We start from the raw sequence: 18,738 nt of genomic DNA on the forward strand, positions 1-18,738 counted from the left end.
CATCCGCTGATCCCGCGCTCCTCGATGGGGCGTTGCCGTGCGCGTGCAGATTCTGCAATCCGGCGGCCTGGCGTGATGTTTCCCTCACGGCGGCGGTGGAGCAGGGTGATGACGTCGCGGTGGACCCTGCCCAAGGGGGGGCCTTCCAAGGGGCCGTCTCCGCCAGCGTTGCAGCCCTTGTGGCACCGGGGACACCGCGCTGGGGCAGCGGCAGCGTCGGCACCGCCGCCACCGTCACCTACAGCTTCATGGAGTCCGCCCCCTCCTACGCTTCGACGGCGGACAAGACCGGCTTTGCGGTCCTGTCCACGGTTCAGAGGGCGGCGGTGCGGCTGGCGCTTGCCGCCTGGAGCGAGGTGGCCAACATCTTCTTTGTGGAAACCGCCGACAGCGCCAACAGCGGGCAGGGCGGATCGATCCGTTTTGGTTCCAATCGACAGACCAGCAGCGCCGCCTATGCCTATTACCCGAACGGATCGGTGTATGGGACCGGCGGTGACGTCTATCTGGCCAACAACGCGTCGACCAACACCAGCCCGACCGCCGGCACCTATGGTTTCCTGACCATTCTGCACGAGATCGGGCACGCCATCGGTCTGAAGCACCCCGGCAATTACGACGCCACGGGGAGCGGTGGGACCCCTCCCTATCTGTCCACGAGCGAGGACAATTACCGCTACACCCTCATGTCCTACAATTCGCACCCCAGTCTGGGCCTGAACGGTCTGGCGACGGGACCGGCGCTGTACGACATCGAGGCGGCGCAATATCTGTACGGTGCCAACACCGACACCCGTTCCGGCGATGACCGTTACCTGTTCGCCAGCACCACCAGCGCGGTCAGCCGGGCGATCTGGGACACCGGCGGAACCGATACCATCGATGCGAGCGGGCAGACCGCCGCCGTCTCGATCGACCTCAACGCCGGTGCGTTCAGCTCCATCGGCCCCAACGGGTCGGGCGCGCGCGCGGTGGACAATGTGGTCATCGCTCCGGATGTTGTCATCGAGAATGCCATCGGCGGCATCGGCAACGACATTCTGACCGGCAACGCGGTCGGCAACCTGCTGTCCGGTGGCGAAGGCAACGACACGTTGACCGGCGGCAGCGGTGACGACACCCTTTCGGGGGGCAGCGGTCTCGACACAGCCGTGTTCAGCGGGGCGCGGGCCTCCTACACCATCGCCATCACCGGGGACAGCGCGGTGGTTTCCGCTGGCGGTGAAGGCACCGACAGCCTGACCGACATCGAATACGCCCTGTTCGCGGACGCGCGGGTCAGTTTGCGCCCGGCCTCGGTCGTGGTTCGCCTGGGAAAGGTGCGGATCAGCCAGTCGTTGAACATGCCCGATCTGGTGACGGCCACGGATCCGGCCGGGGGCACCGTGAGCGGCTATGAGATCATCGACAACACCAGCGGTTCCGGTCGGCTGGTCCTGGACGGGGTGGAGCGGGCGGATGGCCAAACCCTGGCCCTGACCCCGGCCCAATTCGCGGCCCTGACCTTCAAGGCGTCCAGCCTGACCGGTGTCGATGAGCTGTCGGTGCGAGCCTACAACGGCGTGACCTGGAGCCGCTGGTCCAGCTTCACCATTTCCACCGTCCCGCTCAACCGTGCTCCGGTCGTCCAGGTTGACCGCACGATTCCCGTGCAGGCCGGAGGGGCGGCCGTCGCGCTTGGAATCGCAACGCCCATCGATCCGGACGGCGACACCATGACGGTTCGGGTGGCGCGCCTGCCGGGAAGCGGGACCATCCGGTTGGCCAACGGGACCACGGTGACGGCAACCACCACGCTGGCGCTCACCGATTTGCCCGGCCTGACCTATCAGGCAGCGGCCAGTGCGGTGGGCACCAGCGACTCCTTTGCCTACACCGTCACCGACAGCGAGCAGGCGTCTTCGACCCAAACGATCACGTTGCGCGCGTTGTCGTCGGCGGAGGTGACGCCTCCCTTCGATCCGTTGATCTATCTGGCCTCCAACCCGATCCTGGTGACGGTGTTGGGGGTGAACGAGGCGGCGGCGTGGGCGCATTACGACGCCTTCGGGCGTTTGGAAGGCCGCCCCACCGCCAGTTTCGACCCGTTCGCCTATCTGGCGGCGAATCCCGATCTGGCGACCGCTTTCGGTGCCAACACGGTCGCCGCCACCCGCCATTACGTGACCATTGGTTTCAAGGAGGGGCGCGGGACCAGTTTCGACAGCGTGGACTATCTGGTTTCAAACCCCGACCTGCTGAAGAATTTCGGTTTCGATGCGCGCGCGGCGGCCCGCCATTACGTGACCCTGGGGCGGACCGAAGGGCGGTCGATCAGCTTCGACAGCCTGTCCTACCTGGCCGCAAACCCCGATCTGGCGGCGGTTTTCGGCACCGACACCGCACGGGCGGCGGAACATTACGCGTTGAACGGGATCCGGGAAGGGCGATCCGTCAGCTTTGATACCCTTGCCTATCTGGCGGCGAACCCTGATCTGGCGCGGGCCTTTGGCACGAACACGACGGCGGCGGAAACGCATTACATCAGCCTGGGGCGTGGCGAGAGCCGTCCGACCACCTTCGATGCCCGTGAGTATCTGAGCGCACACCCTGACCTGAGCGCGGTGTTTGGCGGCAGCGCTGCAAAAGCAACCCTGTACGCCGCCTTGTCCAACAGCACGACCCGGCGCGACACCGGTTTCGACCCCTTGAGCTATCTGGCGGCGAACCCCGACCTGGCGGCGGCCTTCGGCACCGACACCGCCGCCGCCACGCGGCACTATCAAGCCCTGGGGCAGGCGGAGGGGCGCTCGATCCGTTTTGACGCTCTGGCCTATCTGGCGGCGAACAGCGACCTGTACGCCGCCTTTGGCAACAACCAGCAGCAGGCGTTGGTTCATTTCATCACCTATGGCCGCACGGAACCGCGCGCAAACCCGATTGGCTACAGCGTGCCCAATTCCAGTTCAGCCCTCTTGGTGACGGCTCCGGACAATCCCGGCCTGCTGGCGGTTGGTCTGGGGTGAGTGATCCCCTCCTTCATGTCTCAACCAAAAAATGTGATGTGTCGTGCGCAGATGCTGATACCAGAGGCGCGCGCCGCCATGGGACATGGCGGCCCGTCGTTTCGTCGAGTCAGGTTTTTCCGTTTCGACGGTGGGGGGTACTGTGGCCCCTTGTCACCGGCAACGGTCGGTACCGTCAACGTGCTGATTGGGCGGTTGCTGGAGTTGACGGTGCCAGCGAAAGCGCTTCAAGGACCCTGCCCAAGTCCAGCGCTTTCTCTCCATCCACGATCCAATTGCCAGCCTTTTCCACCGTCGTCGCGACCACCGCCCCGCCGCGGACCATCGGATGGCTCGCTCCCAGGTGTTCCAGGGAATTCATAGCCTTTTAACCTGGAAAGTAATAAAAGCGAACGTCGGATGATGGATTGTAGACAGCTGATCCAACCAGCCATTACAACCGTTCGTTGGCAGGTACGGGGAGTGAACGCGTGACGGAAACACTGGATCGCTTTGCAAACGTAAGGCTCGCGCTTCACCACAGCATGCTTTATGTGCGCTTGGTAGAGGAAGCCATCGCAGCACGTTATGCCGAGCAGGAAATGCGCTGCCCCGTCCACCTGTCCATCGGGCAGGAGGCTGCTGCGGTGGGCGTCTGCCATGCCCTGTCTGAGGGTGACCGTGTCTTCAGCACTCACCGCTCCCATGCCCATTACCTCGCCATGAATGGCGACCTCGACGCGATGATCGCTGAGATGCACGGCAAGACGACCGGCTGCATTGGCGGTCGTGGTGGTTCTATGCACCTTCAGGCTCCTGAGCGTGGCTTGATCGCCAGCGTGCCAATCGTTGGCGGTTCGATCCCGCTCGCCACTGGTACTGCCCTGTCCGACAGCCTGGACGGCAACCGTCGGGTCAGCGTCGCCTTCTTTGGCGATGCGACTCTGGAAGAGGGCGTCTTCCACGAAAGCGCCAACTTCGCCGTCCTGCGTTCGCTGCCGGTTCTTTTTGTCTGCGAGAACAACCTCTATTCCGTCTATACCCCCCTGAAGGAGCGCCAGCCGGCGCGACCGCTCGCCGACGTCGCCCATGGCCATGGCCTGTCGGCCGAGACCGTTGACGGCAACGATGCGGAAGCCGTGTTGGCTGCCGCCGGACGGGCGGTGGAGCGCGCCCGCGCCGGAACCGGACCGACCCTTTTGGTGCTCGACACCTACCGCTGGCGCGAACATTGCGGTCCCAACTTTGACAATCACCTGGGCTATCGGACCGAAGCCGAATATCTGGCCTGGCGGGAGAAATGCCCGCTGGAGCGATCCCGTGCGCGCCTGTTTGACCGTGGTCTGCTGTCTGCGGAAGCGGAACAGTCGATGATCGCCGATCTGACCGCCCGGATCGAAGCGGCCTTCGATGCCGCCCGCGCCGCGCCGTTGCCCGATCCGGCGACCGCCGCCCTCCACGTCTACGCATGAGAAGGAGGCCCGGCGCATGAGCGAGCGGACCATCAGCTACGCCGAAGCGGTGCGGGAAGCCCTGATCGAATCGGGCCTGCGCGATCCCTCCGTCATCTTCCTGGCCGAGGGGGTGGCCGATCCCTCTTCAATCTACGGCACGACCAAGGGGCTCGCCGAGCATTGCGGCGCACAGAGAGTCATCGAGATGCCGATCGCTGAGAACGCGCTGACCGGCGTCGCCGTTGGGGCCGCTCTGGTCGGCAAGCGGCCGGTGATCAGCTTCCAGCGGGTCGAGTTCGCGCTGCTCGCCATGGAACAGTTGGTCAACAACGCCGCCAAGAGCCGCTACATCAGCAATGGGCGCCACAAGGTGCCGTTGGTCGTCCGTATGGTCATCGGCCGCGGCTGGGGGCAGGGGCCGGAGCATTCCCAGAGTCTGGAGGCGGTGTTCTCCCACTTCCCCGGGCTGAAGGTGGTGATGCCGGCCTTTCCGCGTGACGCTAAGGGCCTGATCGCCGGTGCCATCGCCGACGACAACCCGGTCGTGGTGATCGAGCACCGCTGGTGCCACTATGCAACCGGAAGCGTCCCAGAAGGTTATTATGCGGAGCCGCTGGACGGGCCGCAACTGGTCCGTGATGGCAGTGACGTCACCATTGTCGCCGCCTCCTACATGACGCTTGAGGCCGTGCGCGCCGCCGATGCGCTCGCGGCGGTCGGCTGCTCCGCCGCAGTGGTGGATCTGCGGGTCCTGCGTCCGCTCAACCCTGCGGCTATCTTCGCTTCAGTGGAGCGCACCGGTCGGCTGATGACGGTCGATACCGGCTGGTGGCGTTACGGTGTCGGCGGCGAAGTGGTGGCGGAGGTAGCCTCCAAGCGCTTTGCCGCGCTTCGGGCGGCTCCCGTCCGCCTCGGCCTTCCCGAGCATCCGGTGCCAAGTTCTCGCGCTTTGCTGCCGGGCGTCTACCCGAATGCCGAACGCATCGTCCGCGAGGTGGGGGCGATGACCGGCCTGTCGGCGGAGCGGATCGAGGAGGCTACCTGCGCCATCGCTGTCGCCCGCGGCAGCCTGCCAGCTGACGTTCCCGACCCCTTCTTCAAGGGTCCGTTCTGACCTGTCGGCTTTGTACCCGCACCGCTGGAACGCTCCAACCGAAAGCCTCGCCCTCATGCATGTCCGTTACTCGCCCCTCGCCCAGCAGTTCGCCGACCCTGAGGAGATCTTTGCCGAACTGCGGGAGCTGGTCCGCTCGGGCGACTTCACGCTCGGCAAGCCGGTCGCCGAGTTCGAGGCGATGTTTGCCGAGGCGGTCGGGGTGCGCCATGCCATCGGGGTCGGCTCGGGCACCGATGCACTGAAACTGCCGCTGAAGGCGCTGGGCCTCGGGCCGGGTGACGAGGTGATCACATGCGCCAACACCTTCTGGGCGACGGTCGGTGCCATCGCCGAGATTGGGGCCAAACCGGTCTTCGTCGATTGCGATGACAGCTTCGGCATGGATCTGGATCAGATTGAAGCGGCGATCACCCCGCGCACCAGGGCGATCATGCCGGTTCATCTGACCGGCGACGTGCTGGACATGCCGCGCCTGATGGCGATCGCGGAGCGCCACGGACTGCCCGTGGTCGAAGACGGCTGTCAGAGCCTGCTGGGCGAGATCGACGGCAAGCGGGTCGGCACCTTCGGCGTCGCCGCCGGTTTTTCCATGCATCCGCTGAAGATCATCAACGTCTGGGGCGACGCTGGCATCGTCGTCACCAACGACGACGAAATGAATCGACGCCTGCGCCTGCTGCGCAATCATGGCCTGAAGAACCGGGATGAGATGGAGATCCTGGGCTACAACTCCCGCCTCGATTCGGTGCAGGCGGTGGTTGGCAAATGGATCGTCCGCCAGCTTCCCGACATCGCGCACAAGCGGGGTGAGGCGGCCCGGTACTATGATGTCGGCTTCGCTGACCTTTCCGGCGTACGGATTCCACCGCGCAACCTGCGGACCCGCAACGTCTACCTTCTCTACATCCTGTTCGCCGAGCGGCGGGACGAACTGCTGGCCCATTGCGTCGCCAACGGGGTCGAGGCCAAGGTCCACTATCCGATCCCGGTCTATCGACAGAAGGCGCTGGAGTTCCTGGGCCATCGCGACGGCGACTTCCCGGTAACCGACCGCCACGCCCGCGAGGTCATCACTTTCCCGGTGGACCAGCACCTGTCGCGCGCCGAGCTGGACCACGTCATCTCCACCGTCCGAAACTTCTACCGGCAGGCCTGATCCCATGACCGAAGTCAAAGTCCCGTTCATCGACCTGCGCCAGCGTTTCGAGGAGGAGAAGACCGAACTTCTCGCCTGCGTGGAGCGGGTGCTGTCGCTTGGCCATTTTGTGCTGACACAGGAGGTCGACGAGTTCGAGCGGCAGGCCGCCGCCTATGCCGGGGCCAAGCACTGCATCGGGCTGAACTCCGGTACCGACGCGCTGATGATCGCGCTGTGGACGCTGGGCATCGGTCGGGGGGACGAGGTCATCACCACGCCAGTTTCGTTCGTCGCGACCACCGGCTCGATCGTCCATGTCGGTGCCACGCCGGTCTATGCCGACATCGGCGACGACATGAACATTGCCCCCGAACAGATCGAACGACGGATCACCCCGCGCACCAAGGCGATCATGCCGGTCCACTGGAGTGGTCGCATCGCTGACATGGACGCCATTCTCGACATCGCCCGGCGGCACAACCTGATCGTAATCGAGGACGCCGCCCAAACCATGGGCGCGCGCTACAAAGGTCGGCACGGTGGCACTTTTGGTGCGGCCGGTGCCTTCTCGGCGCACCCGTTGAAGAATCTCAACGCGCTCGGCGATGGCGGCTTCCTGATGACCGACGACGACGAGATTGCCCGCAAGGCGCGGCTCTACCGGACGCACGGCCTGCAGGACCGCGATAATTGTGTGCTCTATGGCGTCAATTCCCGGCTTGACTCACTGAACGCCGAGGTCCTGAAGTTCCGGCTGGAGCGGTTAGATGGGGTTCTGGCACGGCGGCGGCGCAACGTCGAACTCTACCGCAGCCTGATCAAGTCCGGCCCGGTCCGCATCTTCGAGGACAAACCCCACGAGCAGAACGCCCACGTCATGTTCCTGGTCCAGGCCGAGAACCGCGACGGGTTGAAGCAGCATCTGGCTGCCCACGGGATCGAGAGCCTCGTCTATTACGGTCGCGCTCTCCACCTGCACAAGGCGGCCGAGAAGCTGGGTTACAAGGCCGGCGACTTCCCGGTTGCAGAAGCCCATTGCGACCGAGTGCTCGCTCTGCCCCACCATCAGCACCTGAGCGAGGAGCAGATCGCCTATGTGGCTGAGACGGTGAACCGCTTCTATGGCGTCTGAAACGGAGACGGTGGTCGGCGGTCCCGTTCTGGTCGTGGCTCCCCACGGCATGGACGAGGTGCTGGGTTGCGGTGGCACCATCGCCCGGCTGACTGCCGCCAACCGCCGCGTGGAGGTGCTGGTCCTGTTCGGCGGCGGAATCGGCGGCAACACTGCCATCCGTGCCGCCGGACTGCGGGTGGCCGCGCTTCTGGGATCGGAGCCACCCCGTTACGCCGACTTTCCGGAGAACCGTAGCGATACGCTTCCGCTTCTCGACGTGGTCGGAGTGGTGGAGCGCACGGTGACGGAGCTTCGACCCGCTGAAGTCTATGTCAGTCACGGCGGCAATCTGAACATCGACCACCAGACTGCTTTCCGCGCCGTCGCCACCGCTCTACGACCGGTGCCAGGCACGCCAGTCCGCCGACTGCTAGCCTACGAAATTCCGTCCAGCACCGATTGGGCACCGCCTGGCTTCGGCGAGCCGTACCGTCCGACCTGTTTTGTCGACATTGCCGACCATCTTGACCGCAAGTTGGCGGCTCTCGATGTATACGGTCCAGTAACCCGACCCTGGCCGCATGCCCGTTCGCGCAAGGCGGTCGAAGCGCTCGCCCGCAGCCGTGGCGCTTCGATCGGTCTGGCTGCGGCGGAGGCGTTCGTCCTTCTGCGGGAAGTGTTAGTGATAGACAATCCAGCGGATAAGGTTGTGGCAAATTAAGGATTTGTTCGCTATGACCCGACTAAGGTTTCAGCGAAGTTCCGATTTGGTTGTGGAATATGTTTTTCAGTGGAAGCCGGTTGCGTGCGCGTCCGGTCTGAAAGAGCTGTGGATCAGTCCTTCGACTGCCGGGCTTATTCGGACGACGGCAGAGACAGGCTCAGAGGGGGTATAGGACGCAATGCCGCACGCCAGTCAGTTCTTTCAGGAGGTTCGGCAGATTGCTGAGCGGATCGATCAGGACCGTATTGAACGGATGGTGTCCGCTCTTGTTGACCTGCGCGAGCGTGGCGGGCGTCTGTTTCTGGTCGGCGTCGGCGGCAGTGCGGGTAACTGTTCTCATGCCGTCAACGATTTCCGCAAGTTGTGTCGGATCGACGCATCCGCTCCAACCGACAACGTGTCCGAACTGACCGCCCGCACCAATGACGAGGGGTGGGAGACGGTGTTCTCCGAGTGGCTGGCGGTCAGCCGCGGCAACGAGCGCGACGGGCTGTTCGTGCTATCGGTCGGCGGCGGCGATGCCGAACGTGGGATCAGCGTCAACATCGTCCGGGCCGTCGACGAGGCCAAGCGCCGCGGCATGACGGTCTTCGGGATCGTCGGACGCGCGACCGGCCATACCGCCAGAACGGGGGATCACGTGATCGTTGTGCCGGAGGTCAATCCGGCTCACGTCACCCCCCTGTCGGAAGCCTTCCAGGCGGTGGTCTGGCATTGCCTGGTTTCTCATCCCGCCCTTCAGGCCTACGGCACGAAGTGGGAGGGGGCGGTCGCCGGGCAGAAGGCCGCTCCATGAGCCATGCCGCCGTCTTCCTCGACCGGGACGGGGTGATCAACCGCGCGATCGTGCGGAACGGCAAACCCTATCCTCCTCCCGATCTCGATTCCTTCGAACTCCTGCCGGGGGTCGCTGACGCGCTCACCCGCCTGAAGGGGGCCGGCTACCGGTTGGTCGTCGTCACCAACCAGCCCGACATCGTGCGCGGGACGCAGGATGGCAAGGTGGTGGAGGCGATGCATGATCGCCTGCGGGCTGAACTGCCGCTCGACGGCATTGAGATGTGCTGCGACGAGACATCGGACCGCTATAAGCCGCAGCCGGGCATGCTGCGGGATGCCGCGCGCGACCTCGGGATCGACCTGTCGCGCAGCGCTATGGTCGGCGACCGCTGGCGCGACGTCGACTGCGGTAAGGCCGCCGGATGCTTCACGATCTTCATCGACCGGGGCTATGCTGAATCCCTGCGCGCCGCTCCAGACGCCGTGTGCGACGGGCTGCCGGCTGCGGTCGACGTGATCCTCGACCGGATTTCCCAACCCACCACCCTGACGCAGGTGCCGCAATGACCGCGCTGAACGACCTCTCCATCAAGATCTTCGCGGACGGGGCGGACCTCGGAGGGATGTTGGCAATGGCCGCGAAGCCCTGGATTCAGGGTTTCACCACCAATCCCACCCTGATGCGCAAGGCGGGCGTCACCGACTACAAGGGGTTCGCCCTTCAGGTGCTGGAGGCGATCGCCGACCGGCCGGTTTCGTTCGAAGTCTTCGCCGACGACCTGCCGACCATGGAGGCCCAGGCGCGCGCGATCGCGTCCTGGGGGACTAACGTCTACGTCAAGGTCCCCGTCACCAACACCAAGGGGGTCTTTACCGGCCCCATCTTGACCCGCCTGTCGCGCGACGGGATCAAGCTGAACGTTACCGCCCTGATGACCGCTGCCCAGGTGCGCGCGGTCGCCGAGGCCCTGGCACCCGGAACGCCCGCCGTGATCAGTGTCTTTGCCGGTCGGATCGCCGACACCGGAGTCGACCCGGTCACGGTCATGTCGGGCTGCGTCGCCGACCTGACGGACCGGCCAGAACTGGAGCTGCTGTGGGCAAGCCCACGGGAATTGCTGAACCTGATCCAGGCCGATGCGGTCGGTTGTCACATCATCACCATGACCAATGACCTGCTGGGCAAATTGCCCTTGCTCGGCAAGGACCATGACCAGTATTCGCTGGAAACGGTCGAGATGTTCCACCGCGACGCGACCGCTGCGGGTTACGACATCCCGGTCGCCGAAGCGGTCGGGGCCGTCTGACCCTCTGACCCACCCCGTAAGAGAGAAGCACGTCGATGAACCGCAACGTTCTGATCACCGGAGGGGCCGGCTATGTCGGCAGTCTGCTCGCCCCGCAGCTCCTGGCCGCCGGATACAGCGTCACCGTCTACGACACCATGTATTTCGGCTGCACTCATGCCCCGCATCCCCGGCTGCGCGTGATCGAGGGGGACATCCGTGACACCGCAGCGCTGCGCGAGGCGCTGTGGGGCGTGGACACCGTGATCAACCTCGCCTGCATTTCCAACGACCCCAGTTTCGAGTTGGACGAGGGGCTCAGCACCTCGATCAACTACGACAGCTTCGAACCGATGGTGGTCGTCGCCAAAGAGCGCGGCGTCAGGCGTTTTATCTACGCCTCCTCCAGCTCGGTCTATGGCGTCTCCGACGCTCCCGACGTCACCGAAGACCATCCGTTGGTTCCACTGACCCTGTACAACAAGTACAAAGGCATGTGCGAGCCGCTGCTGTTCAAGCACCAGTCGGACGATTTCACCTGTGTGACCATCCGTCCGGCCACCCTGTGCGGCTACGCCCCGCGCACCCGGCTCGACCTGTCGGTCAACATCCTGACCAACCACGCGGTCAACAGCGGCAAGATCACGGTGTTCGGCGGCAGCCAGTTGCGTCCGAACCTGCATGTCCAGGACATGTGCGACCTCTATCAACTTCTGCTGGAGCTGCCGGTCGAGAAAATCGCCGGGCAGACCTTCAATTGCGGGTTCGAGAACAAGTCCATCATGGACATCGCCCACATCGTCCACGACGTGGTGCGCCAGGAGTTCCCGGATCGCGGCGAGATCGAGATCGTCACCACTCCGACCGACGACATCCGCTCCTATCACATCAATTCGGACAAGATCACCCGCGTGCTCGGCTTCAAGCCCAAGCACGGGATTGAAGACGCGGTGCGCGACCTCTGCCGAGCCTTCCGCGAAGGGCGGTTGCCGAACAGCATGACCGACGAGCGCTATTTCAACGTCAGGACGCTGAAGAGCAAGCAGGCGGCATGAATATGAAACCCCTCGCGGTCGTCACCGGTGGAGCTGGCTTCATCGGCAGCCATGCAGTGGACCTGCTGGTGGAGCGCGGGTTCCGCGTCCACGTGGTCGACAACATGACCGGCGGTCGGGTCGCCAATCTCGCGCAGCATGCAGCCAACCCCGACGTGACGGTGGCCGAGCGTGACATCCGCAGCCTGGAGCCCGGTGATTCCCTGTTCGACGGCGCGCGCTTCGTCTTCCACTTCGCCGGCATCGGCGACATCGTGCCGTCGATCGAACGGCCGGCGGAATACATGTCGGTCAACGTGCAGGGCACGGTGGCGGTGCTCGAGGCGGCTCGGGCGGCGGGGGTGCGCAAGCTGGTCTATGCGGCCTCCTCTTCCTGCTACGGGCTGGCGGTGACGCCAACCCGAGAGGACCATCCGATCGATCCGCAATACCCCTACGCCCTCAGCAAGTATATGGGTGAGCAGGCCTGCTTCCACTGGCATCGGGTCTATGGGCTGCCGGTCAACACCATCCGCATCTTCAACGCCTATGGCACCCGCTCGCGCACCTCGGGAGCCTATGGTGCCGTGTTCGGGGTCTTCCTGCGCCAGAAGCTGGCTGGCAAGCCGTTGACCGTGGTTGGGGACGGGACACAGCGCCGGGACTTCCTCTACGTCACCGACGTGGCGGCAGCCTTCTACGCCGCAGCCGACACCGCGAGGACTGGCGAGACCTGGAACGTTGGGGCGGGCAATCCGCAGCCGGTGAACCGACTGGTCGACCTGATCGGTGGCGAGACCGTGCACATCCCCAAGCGGCCAGGCGAGCCGGACTGTACCTTCGCCGACATCGGCAAGATCACCACCGAGTTGGACTGGCGTCCTGTCGTCTCCTTCGAGGAGGGGGTTGGTCGGGTGCTGGCCAACATCGACTATTGGCGCGAGGCACCGCTGTGGGAGCCGTCCTCCATCGCCACGGCGACCAGGACATGGTTCGAGATGCTTGATCGGGGGCAGCCATGATGCAGGAGCACACCAATTTTGCCTTCCGGCACAAGGTCAAGACCCCGACCGAGGTGCGCGAGCTGATCGGCCCGCGCCCGCGCGAGCGCAAGGTGATCATGTGCCACGGCGTCTTTGACATCGTGCATCCCGGACATCTACGCCACCTGATCTACGCCAAGTCGAAAGGCGACGTGCTGGTGGTCAGCATCACCGCCGACAAGCACATCACCAAGGGCAACACCCGCCCTTACGTGCCGGAGGAACTGCGCGCCATAAATCTGGCCGCCTTCGAGATGGTCGATTACGTGGTGATTGATCAGGAGGCGACGCCGATCGCCAACATCAGAACCATTCAGCCCGACTATTTCGCCAAGGGCTACGAGTATGTGAAGGCCGGTCTGAACCCCAAGACCGCCGACGAGGTGGCGGCGCTGGAGAGCTACGGCGGCGAGGTGCTCTTCACGCCGGGAGACATCGTCTATTCCTCTACCCAGTTGATCGAACTGGCGCCGCCGGCCATCGGTTGCGAGAAGTTGCTGATGCTGATGGAGGGCGAGGGGATCGGCTTCTCCGATCTGCGCGACGCGCTCGCCCGGCTGGAGGGGCGTAAGGTCCACGTGGTCGGCGACACCATCGTCGACAGCTACACCCAGTGCAGCATGATCGGCGGCATGACCAAGACGCCGACCATGAGCGTGCGCTACGAGGAGCGGCAGGACTATACCGGCGGTGCCGCCATCGTGGCCAAGCACCTGCGGGCGGCCGGTGCCGACGTCACCTTTTCCACCGTGATGGGCGACGATGCGCTGCGCGACCATGTGCTGAAGGATCTGGAGGAGCAGGGCATCCACTGCCTGCCGATCATTGATCCGACCCGACCGACCACCAACAAGAACGCCATCGTGGTCGGCGGTTACCGGCTTCTGAAGATCGACACGCTGGACAACCGGTCGATTTCGGAGCGGATCCTGCGCGAACTGACCGCCAACTTGCGCGACACGCCGACCGACGCGGTGATCTTCAGCGATTTCCGCCACGGCATTTTCAACCGCACCACCATTCCGGAGCTGACGGCGGCGATCCCGTCCCGGTGTTTCCGGGTGGCCGACAGCCAAGTCGCCAGCCGCTGGGGCAACATCCTGGAATTCCAGGGCTTCGACCTGATCACGCCGAACGAGCGGGAGGCCCGCTTCGCGCTCGGCGACCAGGACTCGACGATCCGCCCGCTGGGCAGCGAACTCTATGCCCGCGCCAACTGCAAGACGCTGATGCTGAAGATGGGCGACCGCGGGATGATCACCTTCCGCAACGCCAGCCCGGAGACCCGTAACTTCTTCACTCTGGAAAGCTTCGCCGACACCGCTGTCGATCCGGTCGGTGCCGGCGACGCCCTGCTGGCCTACGCGACCCTTGCCCTGATGGTCACCGACAATGAGGCGATTGCCAGCATCCTCGGTGCCTTCGCCGCCAGCGTGGAGTGCGAGCTGGACGGCAACATCCCGGTCACGCCGCAGGCGGTGTCGCGCAAGATCGACGCGGTCGAGCGCGAGATCCAGTACCGATGAGCGACGGCATGCGGGTCGTCGTCGTCGGGCTCGGCATCCAGGGAGCCAAGCGGCTGCGCGTGGCAGGATCGGATGCGGTTGCCTCCGTTGATCCGTTTCGCGCTGAGGCCTCCTTCCGCGACATCCGCGCAGTGCCCCTCGACTCCTACGACGCGGCCCTGGTCTGCACTCCGGACGGGGTGAAGATGGAGGTGCTGAGTCATCTGTTGGGTCATGGCAAGCATGTGCTGGTGGAAAAGCCCCTGATCGACGAGGGAGGGCCGCAGGCGCTGCTCCAGCTTGCCGAACTCGCCCGAACCAATGCCGCCGTCTGCTATACCGCCTACAATCACCGGTTCGAGCCGTATTTCATCCGAATGAAACGGCTGCTCGACAGCGGGTCTCTCGGCCGTATCTACCGCTGCAGGATGTTCTACGGCAACGGCACGGCGCGTGACGTGCGCAATTCGGCCTGGCGTGACCGCGATCCCGGCGTGTTGCCCGACTTGGGATCACATCTGCTCGACACCGTGCTGTTCTGGTTCGGTCGACCGGACACCCCGTTGCGCGTCGTCTCCTGCAACCGCTTCGAGAACCGGGCCTTCGATCATGTGGTGGTCGGTGCCCCGGCCGGGGCGATGCCGGAGATCGAGCTGGAAATGACCCTGCTGTCGTGGCGCAATCACTTCACCTGCGACATCTTCGCGGAGAACGGCTCGGCCCACATCGAGTCGCTGTGCAAGTGGGGGCCCAGCACCTTCACCCATCGCCGACGCAAGCTGCCGAGCGGTCGCCCCGATGAGGAGGCGACGGTCCTGGTCCAGCCCGACCCGACCTGGGAGGAGGAGTACGCTCACTTCAAGGCGCTCTGCGCCGCGGCACCGCAGGCCGGAGGGGGCGGCAACATCGACAACGACCTGTGGCTCAACGACCGGCTCAACGCGTTGGCAGCCATGGCCCTGGAGAAATCTCCCCCATGAAGTCTTCCGCATGACCGCCCCTGCCACGGGCGTCCTGGTCATCGGCTTTGCCGGAATGACTCATCTCGGCGTCAATTCCGCCGCCGCCGCCGCCGCGCGCGGGTTTACGACTGTCGGCTTCGATCTGGATCCGGCGCGCGTCGCCGCCCTGGCCCGGGCCGAACTGCCGGTGCTGGAACCCGGACTGCCGGAGCTGTTCGCCGAACACGGCGAGCGGCTGCGCTTCACCGCCGACGCGGCGGAACTGGGGCGGTGCGATGTCGTCTACATCGCCTGCGACGTCCCGACCGACGATGTCGGCGGCAGCGACCTGACGCCGGTACGCGGGTTGATCGCCACGGTGGTGCCGACCCTGCGCCCGGATGCCACGCTTGTCGTGCTTTGCCAAGTGCCGCCCGGCTTCACCCGCGCGCTTGGGGCGGAACTGGGCCGCGTCGACGGCAGCCTGATCTATCAGGTCGAGACGCTGATCTTCGGCCGTGCGGTGGAGCGCGCGCTCCACCCCGAACGCTTCATCGTCGGCACCGCCGATCCGGCCCGGCCGCTGCCCGCCGCCTTCGCCACCTTCCTCGGTGCCTTCGGCTGCCCGATCCTGCCGATGCGCTACGAGAGCGCCGAGCTGGCCAAGATTTCGATCAACATGTGTCTGGTCGCCATGATCAGCACTGCCAACACGCTGGCCGAACTGTGCGAGCGGATCGGTGCCGACTGGTCGGAGATCGCTCCCTCCCTCAAGCTCGACCGCCGCATCGGCCCTTACGCCTATCTCCAGCCCGGTCTTGGCATCGCCGGCGGCAACCTGGAGCGCGATCTCGCCACCGTCTGTCGGCTCGCCGACGAGCACGGCAGCGACGCCGGCATGGTCCGCAGCTGGATCGCCAACAGCCGCCACCGCCGCGACTGGGCGCTGCGCACCGTGCAGGAGCGGGTAGTGGCGCGGGTCGCCGACCCGGTGTTCGCGGTGTGGGGGCTGGCCTACAAGCAGGACACCCACTCCACCAAGAACTCGCCGTCGCTGGCCCTGTTGAGCGGGCTTGGTCCCTTCGTGGTCCAGGCCTACGATCCGGCGGTGGCTGCGGACCCGGCCTTCCATCCCCGCATCGTCGGTGCCGCCGATCCGCTCGACGCCTGCCGGGGGGCCGACGCCCTGCTGGTGATGACCCCCTGGGACGCCTTCCGCGCGGTCGATCCCCGGGAGATCGCCGCAGCCTTGCGCGGTCGGGAGGTGATTGATCCCTACGGCATCCTCGACTCTGCGGCTTGCCGCACCGTTGGCCTGACCCACGTCACGCTGGGCTGCGGGACGGATGCCGACGAAACCTGACGAATCCCCTTCCGACGAACCAGACGGACGAGTGCTGCGATGCTAACCCACCATTTTGCCGATCCCGCCGACCCCGCCCGTGTCGTCGTTTTGGGAGCGCGGGGCTTTGTCGGCGGCACCCTGGTCGCCGCGCTGGAGAATGTCGGTATTCCCGTGCTGGCTCTGGGCAGCGCCGACCTCGACCTTGCCGCCGAGGGAGCTGGATCTGCCTTGGCTGGGAGGCTACAGCCGGAGGATTCGCTGGTCTTCCTGTCGGCGCTGACTCCCGATAAGGGCCGCGGCATCGCTTCCTACCTGGCCAACCAGCGGATGGGTGCCGCGGTTGCCGAGGCGGTGGAGCGGGTAACGCCGGCCCATCTGGTCTATCTCAGTTCCGACGCCGTCTACCCGATGACCGCCGGTCTGGTGAACGAGGAAAGCCCGGCCGACTGCACCGACCTTTACGGCGTGATGCACCGGGCACGCGAGTTGATGATGGCGGCCTCGTGCCGGGCTCCGCTGGCGGTGCTGCGACCGACGCTGATCTACGGTGCCGCCGACACCCACAACTCCTACGGTCCCAACCGGCTGCGCCGCGCGGCCCGCAAGGACGGGCGCATCACCCTGTTCGGCGAGGGCGAGGAAACGCGCGACCATATCCTGGTCGACGATGCCGTCGCCCTGATCCTGCGCGTCCTGCGTCACCGCAGCGCCGGCCTATTGAACCTGGCGACCGGCCGGTCGGTGTCCTACCGCGACCTGGCGGACAAGGTGGCGGCTCTGTTTGACACGCCGGTGGAGGTCGTCGGGACCTCACGCCAGAACCCGGTGACCCATCGTCATTTCGACGTCACCGCCCTGCTGCGCGCCTTTCCCGGTTTTGCCTTCACTCCACTGGACGAGGGGTTGGCGAAGGCCCACCGCGAGATGATGGCCGGAGCATGAGCATCGGGGACGGACATCCCCACCTCGACCTGACGCGGATCCTGCGTCCCGGCGATGGGGTCGGTGCCCTGCTGCTGCTGGAGGACGGACGCTATCTGTTGCAGCGGCGTGACTGCATTACGGGAATCTTCTTTCCCGATCATTGGGGTTGCTTCGGCGGTGCCATCGATCCCGGCGAGACGGCAGAGCAGGCCCTAGTGCGCGAGTTGGCGGAGGAAACTGGGCTGGACGCCGACTTGCTGCCGGTGCGCTATTTCTCCCGCTTCGATTTCGATCTGTCGTTTGCTGGTTGCGGTCGCATCTTCCGCACCTTCTTCGAAGTGCAGGTGAGCGGCGACGCGCTGTCCCATGCTCGGTTGGGGGAGGGGCGCGAGATGCGCGCCTTCAGCGCCGCCGAGGTTCTGTCATTGTCGCCCGTCACACCCTACGACGGGTTCGGGTTGTGGATGCATATCAACCAGGGCCGCCTGCGGCCCGCCGTTTGAACCGGGGCGACCACCATGGCCGAAGTCAATCTGCTGAACAGCATTCCCAGGATCGCCCGTGACGTCGGTGCCCGGCTCATTGACAAGGAGGAGAACCGACGGCTGGCGATGAAGTTCGGGTGGGAGTATTTCGACGGCCCGCGCGAGCAGGGATATGGCGGCTACCGTTACGACGGGCGTTGGGTCGCGGTGGCACACCGGATTATCAACCATTTCGGGTTGAAGCCGGGCGACCGGGTGCTCGACATTGGCTGCGCCAAGGGCTTCCTGGTCAAGGACCTGGCCGATGCCCTGCCGGGACTGGAGGTTTGGGGGATGGATGTCTCATCGTACGCGCTGGAGAACGCCCATCCCGATGCTCGGACGCGTCTGCTGGGCGGAAGCTGCGACCGGCTGCCATTTGCCGATGGCAGTTTCACCGTGGCACTCGCCATCAACTCTATCCACAACCTTGACCGCGACGGCTGCCTGATGGCATTGCGTGAGATGCAGAGGGTGGCACCGCGTGGAGGCTTTGTTCAGGTTGATGCCTATCGCTCAGAGACGGAACGTCTTCTCCTTGAAGATTGGATGCTGACTGCCCGGACTTATCTCGATCCTGAAGGATGGAAAGCGATGTTGTCGGAAGCCGGCTATTTTGGCGACTGGTACTGGACCATTCTGGAAGCCGATCCGGCGTTTATCCGGCGCTGATGCCATACGGACGTAAGCGTCGTGGAGTTGCCCTGGAGAAGTGGAGAGTATCCGTTTTGATCAAGCTGTTTTCTGCTTCCAGTTTGTTCCTTTTCGCAGGAGTGCGTTGGCGATGGTGACGAGCTTCCGCATGACGGCGGTGATGGCGAGTTT

Annotated in this window: 17 protein-coding genes; all 17 read left to right on the plus strand. The window is 65.0% G+C overall.

Annotation, left to right across the window (positions count from 1 at the left end; genetic code table 11):
• Nucleotides 1-119: 119 nt before the first annotated feature.
• The 17 genes from EJ903_RS23055 (at nucleotide 120) to EJ903_RS23135 (ending at nucleotide 18,585) form a co-directional block, all read left to right on the plus strand.
• Nucleotides 120-3,005, plus strand: a complete 2,886-nt coding sequence (locus EJ903_RS23055; RefSeq protein ID WP_246015870.1) for a M10 family metallopeptidase C-terminal domain-containing protein — start codon at nucleotides 120-122, stop codon at nucleotides 3,003-3,005.
• A gap of 470 nt (nucleotides 3,006-3,475) precedes the next feature.
• The gene (locus tag EJ903_RS23060; RefSeq protein ID WP_210211527.1) at nucleotides 3,476-4,456 is read left to right on the plus strand and encodes a thiamine pyrophosphate-dependent dehydrogenase E1 component subunit alpha; all 981 of its coding nucleotides are present in this window, start codon (nucleotides 3,476-3,478) and stop codon (nucleotides 4,454-4,456) included.
• A gap of 16 nt (nucleotides 4,457-4,472) precedes the next feature.
• Nucleotides 4,473-5,552, plus strand: coding sequence for an alpha-ketoacid dehydrogenase subunit beta (locus tag EJ903_RS23065; RefSeq protein WP_158627992.1), 1,080 nt, complete (start codon nucleotides 4,473-4,475; stop codon nucleotides 5,550-5,552).
• Nucleotides 5,553-5,607: 55 nt separating this feature from the next.
• Entirely contained in the window at nucleotides 5,608-6,711 is a 1,104-nt protein-coding gene (locus tag EJ903_RS23070) for a DegT/DnrJ/EryC1/StrS family aminotransferase (RefSeq protein WP_126619889.1), read from the plus strand.
• 4 nt (nucleotides 6,712-6,715) lie between these two features.
• The gene (locus EJ903_RS23075) at nucleotides 6,716-7,825 is read left to right on the plus strand and encodes a DegT/DnrJ/EryC1/StrS family aminotransferase (RefSeq protein WP_126619891.1); all 1,110 of its coding nucleotides are present in this window, start codon (nucleotides 6,716-6,718) and stop codon (nucleotides 7,823-7,825) included.
• On the plus strand, nucleotides 7,815-8,528 hold the full coding sequence (locus EJ903_RS23080) for a PIG-L deacetylase family protein (protein ID WP_126619893.1): 714 nt from the start codon (nucleotides 7,815-7,817) through the stop codon (nucleotides 8,526-8,528). Before EJ903_RS23075 ends, EJ903_RS23080 begins: the two co-directional genes overlap by 11 nt.
• Nucleotides 8,529-8,709: 181 nt before the next feature.
• Nucleotides 8,710-9,327, plus strand: coding sequence for an SIS domain-containing protein (locus EJ903_RS23085; RefSeq protein WP_126619895.1), 618 nt, complete (start codon nucleotides 8,710-8,712; stop codon nucleotides 9,325-9,327).
• Nucleotides 9,324-9,878 (plus strand): D-glycero-alpha-D-manno-heptose-1,7-bisphosphate 7-phosphatase, encoded by a 555-nt coding sequence (locus EJ903_RS23090; protein WP_126619897.1) that lies wholly within the window; start codon nucleotides 9,324-9,326, stop codon nucleotides 9,876-9,878. The genes EJ903_RS23085 and EJ903_RS23090 overlap by 4 nt, the downstream gene beginning before the upstream one ends.
• A complete protein-coding gene (locus EJ903_RS23095; RefSeq protein ID WP_126619899.1) occupies nucleotides 9,875-10,618 on the plus strand; it encodes a transaldolase in 744 nt (247 codons plus the stop codon). The genes EJ903_RS23090 and EJ903_RS23095 overlap by 4 nt, the downstream gene beginning before the upstream one ends.
• 35 nt (nucleotides 10,619-10,653) lie before the next feature.
• Nucleotides 10,654-11,652: an NAD-dependent epimerase/dehydratase family protein gene (locus EJ903_RS23100; RefSeq protein ID WP_126619902.1), complete on the plus strand. Its 999-nt coding sequence runs from the start codon at nucleotides 10,654-10,656 to the stop codon at nucleotides 11,650-11,652.
• A 2-nt stretch (nucleotides 11,653-11,654) separates the two neighbouring features.
• Nucleotides 11,655-12,653 (plus strand): NAD-dependent epimerase/dehydratase family protein, encoded by a 999-nt coding sequence (locus tag EJ903_RS23105; RefSeq protein WP_210211528.1) that lies wholly within the window; start codon nucleotides 11,655-11,657, stop codon nucleotides 12,651-12,653.
• On the plus strand, nucleotides 12,650-14,200 hold the full coding sequence (locus EJ903_RS23110) for a PfkB family carbohydrate kinase (RefSeq protein WP_210211529.1): 1,551 nt from the start codon (nucleotides 12,650-12,652) through the stop codon (nucleotides 14,198-14,200). The genes EJ903_RS23105 and EJ903_RS23110 overlap by 4 nt, the downstream gene beginning before the upstream one ends.
• On the plus strand, nucleotides 14,197-15,159 hold the full coding sequence (locus EJ903_RS23115) for a Gfo/Idh/MocA family protein (RefSeq protein ID WP_210211530.1): 963 nt from the start codon (nucleotides 14,197-14,199) through the stop codon (nucleotides 15,157-15,159). Before EJ903_RS23110 ends, EJ903_RS23115 begins: the two co-directional genes overlap by 4 nt.
• Nucleotides 15,160-15,169: 10 nt before the next feature.
• Nucleotides 15,170-16,483 (plus strand): nucleotide sugar dehydrogenase, encoded by a 1,314-nt coding sequence (locus tag EJ903_RS23120; RefSeq protein ID WP_126619906.1) that lies wholly within the window; start codon nucleotides 15,170-15,172, stop codon nucleotides 16,481-16,483.
• 39 nt (nucleotides 16,484-16,522) lie between these two features.
• The gene (locus EJ903_RS23125) at nucleotides 16,523-17,407 is read left to right on the plus strand and encodes an NAD-dependent epimerase/dehydratase family protein (RefSeq protein ID WP_126619908.1); all 885 of its coding nucleotides are present in this window, start codon (nucleotides 16,523-16,525) and stop codon (nucleotides 17,405-17,407) included.
• Nucleotides 17,404-17,892 (plus strand): NUDIX domain-containing protein, encoded by a 489-nt coding sequence (locus tag EJ903_RS23130; RefSeq protein WP_126619910.1) that lies wholly within the window; start codon nucleotides 17,404-17,406, stop codon nucleotides 17,890-17,892. The genes EJ903_RS23125 and EJ903_RS23130 overlap by 4 nt, the downstream gene beginning before the upstream one ends.
• A gap of 15 nt (nucleotides 17,893-17,907) precedes the next feature.
• On the plus strand, nucleotides 17,908-18,585 hold the full coding sequence (locus EJ903_RS23135) for a class I SAM-dependent methyltransferase (protein WP_126619912.1): 678 nt from the start codon (nucleotides 17,908-17,910) through the stop codon (nucleotides 18,583-18,585).
• Nucleotides 18,586-18,738: the final 153 nt, after the last annotated feature.

It is taken from the genome of Azospirillum griseum, assembly GCF_003966125.1.
Classification (GTDB): domain Bacteria; phylum Pseudomonadota; class Alphaproteobacteria; order Azospirillales; family Azospirillaceae; genus Azospirillum; species Azospirillum griseum.

Bases quoted from the DNA above. Each gene is read 5' to 3' on its own strand.
- EJ903_RS23065 (WP_158627992.1), top strand. From the start codon at position 4,473: ATGAGCGAGCGGACCATCAGCTACGCCGAAGCGGTGCGGGAAGCCCTG.
- EJ903_RS23070 (WP_126619889.1), top strand. From the start codon at position 5,608: ATGCATGTCCGTTACTCGCCCCTCGCCCAGCAGTTCGCCGACCCTGAG.
- EJ903_RS23075 (WP_126619891.1), top strand. From the start codon at position 6,716: ATGACCGAAGTCAAAGTCCCGTTCATCGACCTGCGCCAGCGTTTCGAG.
- EJ903_RS23080 (WP_126619893.1), top strand. From the start codon at position 7,815: ATGGCGTCTGAAACGGAGACGGTGGTCGGCGGTCCCGTTCTGGTCGTG.
- EJ903_RS23085 (WP_126619895.1), top strand. From the start codon at position 8,710: ATGCCGCACGCCAGTCAGTTCTTTCAGGAGGTTCGGCAGATTGCTGAG.
- EJ903_RS23090 (WP_126619897.1), top strand. From the start codon at position 9,324: ATGAGCCATGCCGCCGTCTTCCTCGACCGGGACGGGGTGATCAACCGC.
- EJ903_RS23095 (WP_126619899.1), top strand. From the start codon at position 9,875: ATGACCGCGCTGAACGACCTCTCCATCAAGATCTTCGCGGACGGGGCG.
- EJ903_RS23100 (WP_126619902.1), top strand. From the start codon at position 10,654: ATGAACCGCAACGTTCTGATCACCGGAGGGGCCGGCTATGTCGGCAGT.
- EJ903_RS23105 (WP_210211528.1), top strand. From the start codon at position 11,655: ATGAAACCCCTCGCGGTCGTCACCGGTGGAGCTGGCTTCATCGGCAGC.
- EJ903_RS23110 (WP_210211529.1), top strand. From the start codon at position 12,650: ATGATGCAGGAGCACACCAATTTTGCCTTCCGGCACAAGGTCAAGACC.
- EJ903_RS23115 (WP_210211530.1), top strand. From the start codon at position 14,197: ATGAGCGACGGCATGCGGGTCGTCGTCGTCGGGCTCGGCATCCAGGGA.
- EJ903_RS23120 (WP_126619906.1), top strand. From the start codon at position 15,170: ATGACCGCCCCTGCCACGGGCGTCCTGGTCATCGGCTTTGCCGGAATG.
- EJ903_RS23125 (WP_126619908.1), top strand. From the start codon at position 16,523: ATGCTAACCCACCATTTTGCCGATCCCGCCGACCCCGCCCGTGTCGTC.
- EJ903_RS23130 (WP_126619910.1), top strand. From the start codon at position 17,404: ATGAGCATCGGGGACGGACATCCCCACCTCGACCTGACGCGGATCCTG.
- EJ903_RS23135 (WP_126619912.1), top strand. From the start codon at position 17,908: ATGGCCGAAGTCAATCTGCTGAACAGCATTCCCAGGATCGCCCGTGAC.